At 44.3% G+C, this 10,468-nt stretch carries 11 protein-coding genes and 1 pseudogene; 11 read left to right on the top strand and 1 reads right to left on the bottom strand.

The window, feature by feature from the left end; translation table 11 throughout:
• Positions 1–355, top strand: a pseudogene (locus QVP35_RS13940) (aminopeptidase); the annotation flags it as partial.
• 76 nt (positions 356–431) lie between these two features.
• Here the strand turns inward: QVP35_RS13940 and QVP35_RS13935 are convergent.
• Entirely contained in the window at positions 432–800 is a 369-nt protein-coding gene (locus QVP35_RS13935) for a VOC family protein (protein ID WP_006566643.1), read from the bottom strand.
• Positions 801–922: 122 nt separating this feature from the next.
• On the opposite strand from QVP35_RS13935, the gene QVP35_RS13930 reads away from it, so the two are divergent.
• The 10 genes from QVP35_RS13930 to QVP35_RS13885 all read left to right on the top strand — a co-directional run bounded on the left by QVP35_RS13930 (position 923) and on the right by QVP35_RS13885 (position 10,191).
• On the top strand, positions 923–2,422 hold the full coding sequence (locus QVP35_RS13930; protein WP_009289427.1) for a L,D-transpeptidase: 1,500 nt from the start codon (positions 923–925) through the stop codon (positions 2,420–2,422).
• 179 nt (positions 2,423–2,601) lie between these two features.
• Positions 2,602–5,013 (top strand): leucine--tRNA ligase, encoded by a 2,412-nt coding sequence (leuS, locus tag QVP35_RS13925; RefSeq protein ID WP_009289428.1) that lies wholly within the window; start codon positions 2,602–2,604, stop codon positions 5,011–5,013.
• Between the two features lie 82 nt (positions 5,014–5,095).
• Entirely contained in the window at positions 5,096–5,866 is a 771-nt protein-coding gene (locus tag QVP35_RS13920) for a Cof-type HAD-IIB family hydrolase (protein ID WP_009289429.1), read from the top strand.
• Positions 5,867–5,961: 95 nt separating this feature from the next.
• Positions 5,962–6,432: a helix-turn-helix domain-containing protein gene (locus tag QVP35_RS13915; RefSeq protein WP_022261281.1), complete on the top strand. Its 471-nt coding sequence runs from the start codon at positions 5,962–5,964 to the stop codon at positions 6,430–6,432.
• A 65-nt stretch (positions 6,433–6,497) separates the two neighbouring features.
• Positions 6,498–7,055, top strand: coding sequence for a TetR/AcrR family transcriptional regulator (locus QVP35_RS13910; protein ID WP_009289431.1), 558 nt, complete (start codon positions 6,498–6,500; stop codon positions 7,053–7,055).
• A gap of 68 nt (positions 7,056–7,123) precedes the next feature.
• Entirely contained in the window at positions 7,124–7,564 is a 441-nt protein-coding gene (locus QVP35_RS13905; protein ID WP_022261280.1) for a hypothetical protein, read from the top strand.
• A gap of 16 nt (positions 7,565–7,580) precedes the next feature.
• Positions 7,581–8,237 carry a hypothetical protein gene (locus QVP35_RS13900; protein ID WP_009289433.1) on the top strand — a complete coding sequence of 219 codons (657 nt, stop codon included), beginning with the start codon at positions 7,581–7,583 and terminating at the stop codon, positions 8,235–8,237.
• A gap of 62 nt (positions 8,238–8,299) precedes the next feature.
• Positions 8,300–9,010 (top strand): acyl-[acyl-carrier-protein] thioesterase, encoded by a 711-nt coding sequence (locus QVP35_RS13895; protein WP_009289434.1) that lies wholly within the window; start codon positions 8,300–8,302, stop codon positions 9,008–9,010.
• Between the two features lie 165 nt (positions 9,011–9,175).
• The gene (locus QVP35_RS13890) at positions 9,176–9,421 is read left to right on the top strand and encodes a hypothetical protein (protein WP_022261279.1); all 246 of its coding nucleotides are present in this window, start codon (positions 9,176–9,178) and stop codon (positions 9,419–9,421) included.
• A gap of 56 nt (positions 9,422–9,477) precedes the next feature.
• Positions 9,478–10,191: a hypothetical protein gene (locus QVP35_RS13885; protein ID WP_227031826.1), complete on the top strand. Its 714-nt coding sequence runs from the start codon at positions 9,478–9,480 to the stop codon at positions 10,189–10,191.
• Positions 10,192–10,468 lie beyond the last annotated feature (277 nt).

Here is a 10,468-nt window from a genome sequence, read left to right as displayed (position 1 = left end):
GAATTATCCTCAGGTTATGGAAAAAAAGAATGCGGCTTACTTCGGAAAGGGGCTGGTCCTGAATAAATACACCGGCTCCAGAGGAAAGTCCGGTTCCAACGACGCCAACCCTGAGTTCGTTGCGAAACTCCGCAGAATGTTCGATGAAAATCAGGTGGCATTCCAGACTGCGGAACTCGGAAAGGTGGATGAAGGCGGCGGGGGAACCATCGCTTATATTCCGGCTTCCTATGCTATGGACGTCATCGACTGTGGTGTAGCAGTGCTGAATATGCATGCACCGTGGGAGATCACAAGCAAATCCGATCTCTATGAAGTGGAAAAGGGGTATGAAGTCTTCCTGCGGAACTGCTGAACATTATGCAGATAAAAAGAGAATCCTGTCAGTTATAAAAAACTGTCAGGATTCTCTTTTGGTGTTTGAAAAGTAATTATTTTTTGCTCGGTATGATCTCGATCCAGTAGCCGTCGGGATCACTGATGAAATAAATCCCCATGTCAGGATTTTCGTAACAGATGCATCCCATCTCCTCATGGCGCTTGTGGAGGGCTTCCATATCGTCGGTCTCCAGTGCAAGATGATATTCCAGTTCTCCCAGATTATACGGTTCGGTGCGGTCCTTTAACCATGTGAGTTCCAGTGAGAAGCCTGTGGTCTGATCTCCCAGAAAAACGAGTTTAAAGCTCCCGTCGGATGCGTTTTTTTCACGGACAGGCTCCAGATCCAATGCTTTTTTATAGAAGTCAAGGCTTTTGTCCAAGTCCAGAACGTTGAAGTTAAAGTGATTAAATGCGATCATAATGTCCTCCTTGATATTTTACGATTTTCTTAAATTTATCATAACATACTTTTTGCTATTTACAAGTGTAAAAGAGAGCGGATATAATGGTAGAGTATTTAGGATAGACGAAAGGGGAAGTTATGAAGCAGCAAATCAGCAAGTTAAAGAAGTTGACAGCAGTCCTTCTGATGCTGTCTTTGTTTATCGGGACAGGAATCGGTCCGGCTAAGGCAAAGACCGTCAGCGCGGCACAGACAAAGTACTGGATCAAGGTAAATAAGCAGGCAAATGTGGCCACTGTATATAAGCTTACCAAAGGAAAGTATAAACCAATCAAGGCATTTTTGGTGTCCTGCGGGGGCTCCAATACACCGTCCGGAACCTTTTATACTCCGGCGAAATACCGCTGGCAGACATTGATGGGGCCGAGCTACGGACAGTATTGTACAAGGATTCACGGAGGAATTTTATTCCACTCTGTATGGTATTACAGCCACAGCAAGGCCAGTCAGTCCACCGTCCAGTTCAATAAGCTTGGAAAGACCGCATCACACGGATGTATCCGGTTAACTGTGGCGGATGCCAAGTGGATCTATGACAACTGTAAGCTGGGCACAAAAGTTACGATTTACAGCAGTAAGAATCCGGGACCGTTAGGAAAACCAAAAGGATTTAAAGTATCTACATCCAGAAAGATGTATTGGGACCCTACAGATCCGGATAAGAACAATCCGTACCGCAAGGTAAAACCGACCATCAAAGTTTCTTCCAAGAAGAAAAAAACAGTGGAGTACGGCAAATCTTACAGCGTGAAGTCTAATGTGACGGCGAAAGACAACGTGACAAAGAAAAGCCTTACGAAGAAAGTGAAGTATTCAGTCACCAAGTACAACGCAAAGAAGAAAAAGTACTATAAAGCCAAATTCAGTACAAAATCTTTAGGTACATACAAGATTAAGTATTCTGTAAAATCTGCCCTTGGAAAGAGCACAAGCAAGACGATCAAGGTGAAGGTTGTAGATACGCTGGCACCGGTGATTTCTAATGCGGCAAACAAAACAGTTGCGATCAATACGAAGAACGCTGTGTTTAAGACAACGGCCAAGATGAGAAGCGGCAAGAGCAGGACTTCTGCCATGACAGTCTCCATCACAAAACCGGGTGAGAAGAAGGCCACGACCATGTCTTACTCAAAAGCCAAATCTTACGTGTTTAACAAAGCCGGAACTTACACTGTGAAGTATACGGTGAAGAACAGCAATAAGCCTTACAGGGCGGCATCCAAGACAGTCAAAGTTACAGTCAAAGCTTATAAGAATGCTGAGATAAAGATAAATCCAGAGACGTTCACAATGACGGTGACGGACGATAAATTTGATGAAGCAAAGAATGCTTTGCAGCAGGAAATTTTAAAGGCTGTTTCTATTAAAGACAATGGAACATCCATCAATTCCAATAAAGCTAAAGTTGATCTGAATAAAATTCAAAACGCAGACGGCACATATGATGTGACCATCAGCTACAAAGGAATGAATGGAAAGACAGTTTCTAAAACAGTAAAGGTTACCGTCCAGAAAATACCGGCTGCGACAGAGACATCTGCCCCAACAGCCACAGTGAAAACAACAGAACAAAATTAATGAAATCAGAAAGGCTGTCCGTTTCGTATTATTTGAAGCGGACAGCTTTTTCTCATGATAGGACAGCAGAAATATTGACATCAAACAGGTATATGATAAAATGAATAAGTTAATATGTATATTTAGTTTATTTTATATATTGTATTTAGACAAGAGATACAGTTTAGGAGGATGAAATTATGGCAGTACCTTATAATCATAAGGCAATCGAACAGAAGTGGAGGAAACACTGGGAGGAACATCCGGTCAACGTAAATGACGGCAAAAAGCCGAAATACTATTGTCTGGACATGTTCCCGTATCCGTCAGGAAGCGGACTCCATGTGGGACACTGGAGAGGCTATGTGATCAGCGATGTGTGGAGCCGTTACAAAATGCTCAACGGATATTACGTGATCCACCCTATGGGATGGGATGCCTTTGGACTGCCGGCGGAAAACTATGCCATCAAGATGGGCGTGCATCCGAAAGAATCCACCGCAAAGAATATAGAAAATATCAAACGCCAGATCGGTGAGATTGCGGCGGTCTATGACTGGGATATGGAAGTCAATACCACAGATCCTGAATTCTACAAATGGACCCAGTGGATCTTTGTACAGATGTTTAAAAAGGGCCTGGCCTACGAAAAACAGATGCCGATCAACTGGTGCCCTTCCTGTAAGACAGGACTTGCCAACGAAGAGGTTGTCAACGGCAAGTGTGAGCGCTGCGGTGCAGATGTGACAAAGAAAAATCTGAGACAATGGATGTTAAAGATCACAGAATATGCAGACCGTCTCCTGGGTGATCTGGATAAACTGGACTGGCCGGAAAAAGTGAAGAAAATGCAGGCAGAGTGGATCGGAAAGAGCCACGGCGCCGAGGTAGACTTTAAACTGGAAGACAGGGACGAGGTGATCACCGTCTATACCACAAGACCGGATACGCTTCACGGAGCGACCTTCATGGTATTGGCGCCGGAGCACAAACTGGCTGCAGAATTGGCTACGGATGAGACAAGAGCGGCAGTGGAGGATTATATTTACCAGGCATCCCTGAAATCTTCTGTGGACCGTCTTCAGGATAAGGAAAAGACTGGTGTGTTTACCGGAAGCTATGCAGTCAACCCGATCAACGGCAAAAAGGTTCCGATCTGGCTGTCCGACTATGTTCTTGCGGACTACGGAACAGGTGCTATTATGTGTGTTCCTGCCCATGATGACCGGGACTTTGAATTTGCCACGAAATTTGATATTCCGATCGTACAGGTCATTGCGAAAGACGGAAAAGAAATCGAAAATATGACAGAGGCATATACAGAGGCAGCCGGAACCATGATCAATTCCGGTGATTGGAATGGTATGGAATCTTCTGTGTTAAAAGAGGAAGCCCCTGCAATCATCGAGAAGATGGGAGTGGGCAAAAAGACAACCAACTATAAACTTAGAGACTGGGTATTCAGCCGTCAGCGCTACTGGGGAGAACCGATTCCGATCGTTCACTGTCCGGACTGCGGCGCCGTGCCGGTGCCGGAAGAAGAACTTCCTCTGACCCTTCCGGAAGTAGAAAAATACGAGCCTACGGGAACCGGAGAATCTCCGCTTGCAGACATTGACGAATGGGTCAACACAACCTGCCCGGTCTGCGGAAAACCGGCCAAGAGAGAGACAAATACCATGCCTCAGTGGGCGGGATCATCCTGGTATTTCCTGCGCTATATCGACAGCAAGAACAGTGAAGAACTGGTTTCCAAAGAAAAAGCGGACAAATACCTGCCGGTTGACATGTATATCGGCGGTGTGGAGCATGCAGTACTCCATCTTTTATATTCCAGATTTTACACGAAGTTCTTGTATGATATCGGTGCAGTAGACTTTGATGAACCGTTCCACAAGCTGTTCAACCAGGGTATGATCACCGGTAAAAATGGAATTAAGATGAGCAAGTCTAAAGGAAATGTAGTTTCACCGGATGATCTGGTAAGAGATTACGGATGTGATTCCCTCAGAATGTATGAACTCTTTGTGGGTCCGCCGGAACTGGATGCGGAGTGGGACGAGAGAGGAATCGACGGTGTGCGCCGTTTCTTAAGCCGTTTCTACAACGTGGTTCTGGATCAGAAGGATAAGGATGTCAAAGAGACAAAGGATCTGCTGAAGGTGCGGAACCGCCTTGTATATGATGTGACAAGCAGGCTTGAGAAATTCAGCCTGAATACAGTGGTCAGCGGATTCATGGAGTATAATAATAAGCTCAATGATATGGCGAAAAAGGGCGGAGTGGACAAAAAGACTCTGGAAACCTTTATTGTGCTGCTGGCACCTTTCGCACCTCATATTTCTGAGGAACTCTGGAGGGAACTTGGTCATGCGGACAGTGTATTTTCAGAGGAATGGCCGTCCTATGATGAGGCATATCTGAAAGACGATGAAGTTGAGATTGCCGTACAGATCAACGGAAAAGCGAGAACAACCATTACTATCGGAGCAGACGATGCGAAGGATGCGGTTATAGCAAAAGCAAAAGAAGCATTGGGTGATAAACTGAACGGAACCGTTGTAAAAGAGATCTATGTTCCGGGAAGAATCGTAAATATCGTGCAGAAATAAGAAAAGAGAATCCAGAAAATGGCGCAAGTGGAGACATTGCTTGCGCCATTTTTAGATTTGATGATAAAAGGAGAATCAGAACATGATAAAAGCAGTATTTTTAGACATTGACGGCACATTGCTTTCTAATACAACCGGTCAAATACCCAAAAGCGCAGGGGAAGCCATAGACAGTATGAGAATGAATGGAGTCAAGGTCTTTACGGCCACCGGCAGACATATGTCAGAGATCAGAGATCTGCCGGTCGATGATATACGGTTTGACGGCTACATTACACTGAACGGGCAGCTCTGCCTGGACAGCAGAAAAGAACTGCTTTACGGAGAAGCAATCGGCGAGAGGGATGTTGAGCTGATGCTTGCTATGTTTGAGGAGAAGAAGGTGCCGGTAATGCTGGTTGAAAAAGACAGAATGTATATTAATTATATTGATGAGCTGGTGGAGAAGGCACAGGCAGCGATCAATACACCAGTTCCTGAAATCGGCACTTATTCCGGAGAGCCGATCTATCAGTTTATTTTGTATTCAGAGGAAAGAATGGCAGAGGAAATCGTGGCGGGACTTGATGGCTGCAAGATGACCAGATGGAATCCATATGGGGTCGATATCATATCAAAAAACGGGGGAAAAGTGGCCGGAATCAGGCAGATTCTACAGGATTGTGGGATTCGACAGAATGAAATCATGGCATTTGGAGATGGAGAAAATGATATGGATATGCTCCGATACGCAGGAATCGGGGTCGCGATGGGCAATGCAGAGGAAGACGTCAAGGTTTGTGCGGATTACATAACAGATGATGTGGAGAAAGATGGAATTGAAAAGGCATGCAAATATTTTAAAATGATTTAATGGAATGAAATGGCGATAAAAGGTGTTTCGCTGTCTGTGGGGAATACAAAATGATCTTCTCCTGTTATAATGAGCATAAAAAGGAGGGGATCATCTTGGATCAGAAGAAAATCGGAATATTTATTGCCCTGCTGCGCAGGGAGCGCGGCATTACTCAGGCAGAACTGGGTGAAAAAATCGGAGTGACGAATAAGACTGTTTCACGGTGGGAAAATGGAAATTACATGCCGGATATTGCGACGATGCTCAGTTTGTGTGAAGAATTTGAGATCAGCATCAACGAACTGCTGAGTGGACAGAGACTCGGCAGCGATGAGTTCCGGAAGAAGGCAGATGAAAATGTCGTTGGTTCCCTGAAAAGAGAAAAGGCCATATGGAAGAAAAAGAAGCTGATCGATTTTTTGGAGGGCGGAGGAACCGGTATTTTAGTGTCCATTATTTTTTCACCGGACGGACCGCGGAAGACAGCGGCTTTGATCGTCGGATTGGTTATGCTGTGTGTCGGCTGGTTTTTTAGAGCCAAATATGAGCGGTATATCCTTCAGGGAGGAAAAATCATAGGGTAGTTATGTTGACATACCTTGTGAATTCCACTATAATGAACAATGTTCAATATAGAAGGAGGGATGATTTGAATAAAACAGTGACTTCCAGAGAAGCGATTCTGGCTGCCAGCCAAAAGCTTGTAATGGAAAAAGGACTTCAGGCAGTGAATATGAGAACTGTGGCATCCGTCTGCGGTGTAGCTGTTGGCTCTGTTTATAACTATTTTCCCTCAAAGGCAGAGCTATTGACTGCAACTGTGGAAAATGTTTGGAGAGAAATTTTCCATATGCCCGAAGGTTCTGTTCAGTTTCTGAATTTTGCGGACAGTGTTGCATGGGTGTATGAAAGGATACAAAAGGGTTCAAAACAATATCCTGGATTTTTTACTCTGCATTCTGTGAGTTTTGCCGCAGGGGAGAAAGAAACGGGGCGGCTTAAGATGGAACAATATTTTGACCATATGAAGACTGAACTTTGCCGTGTGCTAAAGATGGATCAGTGTGTGAATCCAGAGGCCTTCAATGATAAACTGACACCCCAAAGTTTTGTCGATCTTGTTTTTACAAATATCACATCATCACTGCTGGAAGAGAAGAGGGATTGTTCCGCTCTTATAGAAATAATAAAACGTGTTATTTATTAATAACCTGCCGGGTTTGGCAGGTAAATTTACAGACTAAAGTGAACGAAGTTCATTATTGAGGAGGTATTATGAAGGTAAGAAAAAAACAGCTGCTTTTGGCAGCAGGTATCATATGGGGATTCGCGGGAATCAATATTTTGAGAATTGGAATTCTCGCATACCGTCAGAATTGGTCTGTACGAAACGCCCTGATTTCTTTGGCAGTGTTTGCTGTTTTCAGAGCTATGGTGTTTGGAAAACTTGTGAAGAAACATACGGCCCGAATCATGAATTATACAGAGGAAAAGCAGTTTATTCTGAAGTTTTTTGACGTAAAATCATTTTGTATCATGGCCTTTATGATGTCTTTTGGCATTAGTATCCGGATGTCCGGTATTTGGCCCGACTCATGGATTGCCGTATTTTATACCGGATTGGGGACAGCTTTGTTTCTTGCCGGAACAGGCTTTATCAGCCGTTATATAAAGGTTCACAGTCTGGGACGGCGATCAGCGGCAGCGGAAATGTAAGAAGGAGGAGAAGACAATGCAGGCAGTGATGGAAACAATTTTTGATGTAATTTATCTTACCACAGTGATCTCACTTGGGATCATCATGATACGCAAAAGCCGGGGCAGAATGCAGTATAAAGTTTTCGGCATTATGGCTGTGATCCTCGGAGCAGGAGATTCTTTTCATCTGATTCCGAGAGCGGTCGCCCTATGTACTACTGGGCTGGAACATTATACACAGGCTTTGGGGATTGGAAAACTGGTAACTTCCATAACAATGACGATTTTTTATATTCTGCTCTATCATATATGGAGAATGCGCTATCATGTAACCGGTAAAAACATTTTGACAGCTGCTGTTTATTTTCTGGCTGCTCTTCGAATCGTTTTGTGCCTGATGCCTCAAAATCAATGGACCAGTGCAAATGCGCCCCTTCAGTGGGGAATCTACCGGAATCTTCCGTTTGCGGCATTAGGATTGTTGATTATCATTTTATTTTATCAAAGGACAAGAAAAGGGAAAGACCGCCCATTTCGGTTCATGTGGCTTACCATTACTCTGAGCTTCGCTTTTTATATACCGGTTGTTCTGTTTTCCGACCGGTTTCCGACGGCAGGCATGCTGATGATACCAAAGACATGTGCCTATGTATGGACCGTGCTGATTGGTTTTTTAGATATGAAAAATTGATACCTTTCTCTGCTTATGCTACACTGATCATGACAGTTATTTGCTTATAAAAAGGAGCCGTTATGTATACATTTGAGAGCAGAGTAAGATATAGTGAGGTAGACGCGGAGGGAAAACTTCCGGTGCCGGGAATTATTGATTATTTTCAGGACTGCAGTGTGTTCCAGTCAGAAGATTTGGGCGTGGGAGTGCAGTATCTGAAGTCTAAGAACAGGGCGTGGGTGCTCAATTCCTGGCAGGTCGTGATTGAGCGTTTCCCGCTGGAAGGGGATTTGGTAAGGACCAGTACCTGGGCATCGGGGTTTGAGCGTCTGTTTGGCCTGAGAAATTTTACGATGAAAGATGAAAATGATGCGATGCTGGCTTATGCCAACTCCTATTGGGTTTATATGGACTTAGAGACGGGCCGTCCGGTAAAAGCTTCACCGGAGGAAATCGCGGTATATGCCCCGGAGCCTGCGCTGCCCATGGAGTATGCGCCCAGAAAAATCAAACTTCCGGACAGCTTGGAGGAAAAGGAGGGGTTGAAAGTACCCAAATCCTGGATTGACAGCAACCACCATGTCAATAACAGCCAGTATGTGAGGCAGGCGTGGAATGAACTCCCTCTATATACAAACATACAGCAGGTGAGAGTTGAATACAAAAATTCTGCTAAACTGGGGGACTTAATGATACCGAGAATATCTGTGGAAGAGGAACGGATTGTGGCGGAATTGTGTGATGAGACAAGAAAGCCGTATGCAGTAGTTGAATTTAAAATCAAGAAATGAGGTTATCTGGTATTATGAAAAGTAATACCAGTTTTTCTTTTTACTAAGGAAGTTTTATAAGTATCGTTTCTGCATAAAAATATTTTTCTTTTATCTAACTGTTTCAACAGGCACCTATACCTGATAAGAAAAAATGTCAGATTACGAGGAAAAGGAGCAATAGTCATGAAAAGAAAATTTTTAGTTTTCCTGTTGGTCATTGTATTTGGAACGGGACAAGCTATGGTTTTTGCCGAGGCCGGTGTACAGGAAGCAGCAGAGGTGGAAACAGAACCGACAGAAGATAGAAAGCCTGAAGCGGACATAGGAAATACAGAGGATACAGAATCGACAACAGAAGAATCGGAGACCGAAACCAGTACCCAAGCGGGAGATTTGTCAAAAGACATGGAAGAAAGGGGGGGGGCTTAAGCAGATTTAAGAATACAGAAACCTTCCTGGGTGCTGATGAGACGATCGTTCCTTTGGTGAATAAAGTTTCAGAAAAGCCTCTGAAGAAAACAAAAGAAGGACAGACCATGCTGGATGTGAGCCTTGGGAATATCAGGATCAATCAGACAGGAGCATCAGGCGGAGGTCTTTCAGAGGCAGAGAAAGAACTGAATCCGAACGGCTATTATATTACAGGAAAAACCAATAATTATAACGTGATTGTGGCAAGAGGGGTTAAGACAGAACTGACATTTGATAGTGTAGAGATTGAAAGCAATGCAACGACGCAGAGCTGTGTGGTTGTTTCGCATGCAGATGTGACAATCACACTGAAGGGTATAAATAAATGGGGATGCAACTTCGGATCTAGTTCAGGATATTCAGGAGGAGCAGCACTTGCCAAAAATGGTATGGACGGATCGCTGATTTTACAGTGTGAATATGCATGCCAGGAAGGGCATCAGTGTGATGATGATTGTGGTACATTAATAGCAAAAGGCAATGTGGTTCATGCCGGAGCAATCGGCAGCACAATGACAAATGTTCAACAGCTCAGTGAAGCAGGGTTTTGTAATTTTAGAATTAGAGGCGGAAATCTTGAAGTCAGCGGAGGTACTCATGTAGCTGGAATCGGGGCGGCATGTAATACACAGGCCCATAATGCATCAGCATATACAAAAAATATTTATATCTCAGGAGGAAATATCAAAGCAACCGGAACGGACAGTGGCCCGGGGATAGGTGGATGATTCGGAGGTGACTTCGATGGCCTGTATATAACCGGGGGGAAAATTGAGGCACGAGGAGGCAAAGATGCACCTGGAATAGGGACAAGTGCTGCGGGAACGACTAAAACCTATAAGCTGAAAAATGTGCATATCAGTGGCGGAGATACGGTTGTCATTGCCATCGGAGATAAAAGCACAAATATGCCCGGGATCGGAGCGGCCGGAGGGAATGCTTATGTCAGCAATGTAACGGCAGAGCCTGACCCTGGATATCAGGGATATATTCAGGACGGCACGA

This window comes from Anaerostipes sp. CAG:276 (assembly GCF_000432215.1).
Taxonomy (GTDB): Bacteria; Bacillota; Clostridia; order Lachnospirales; family Lachnospiraceae; genus Anaerostipes; species Anaerostipes caccae.
This window is presented reverse-complemented; position numbering and strand designations above follow the sequence as displayed.

What these genes read in the sequence shown, in the direction of transcription:
- QVP35_RS13930 (WP_009289427.1), top strand. Translation starts at nt 923, where the DNA reads ATGAAGCAGCAAATCAGCAAGTTAAAGAAGTTGACAGCAGTCCTTCTG.
- QVP35_RS13895 (WP_009289434.1), top strand. Translation starts at nt 8,300, where the DNA reads ATGTATACATTTGAGAGCAGAGTAAGATATAGTGAGGTAGACGCGGAG.
- QVP35_RS13905 (WP_022261280.1), top strand. Translation starts at nt 7,124, where the DNA reads ATGAAGGTAAGAAAAAAACAGCTGCTTTTGGCAGCAGGTATCATATGG.
- QVP35_RS13890 (WP_022261279.1), top strand. Translation starts at nt 9,176, where the DNA reads ATGAAAAGAAAATTTTTAGTTTTCCTGTTGGTCATTGTATTTGGAACG.
- QVP35_RS13935 (WP_006566643.1), bottom strand. Translation starts at nt 800, where the DNA reads ATGATCGCATTTAATCACTTTAACTTCAACGTTCTGGACTTGGACAAA.
- QVP35_RS13900 (WP_009289433.1), top strand. Translation starts at nt 7,581, where the DNA reads ATGCAGGCAGTGATGGAAACAATTTTTGATGTAATTTATCTTACCACA.
- leuS (WP_009289428.1), top strand. Translation starts at nt 2,602, where the DNA reads ATGGCAGTACCTTATAATCATAAGGCAATCGAACAGAAGTGGAGGAAA.
- QVP35_RS13920 (WP_009289429.1), top strand. Translation starts at nt 5,096, where the DNA reads ATGATAAAAGCAGTATTTTTAGACATTGACGGCACATTGCTTTCTAAT.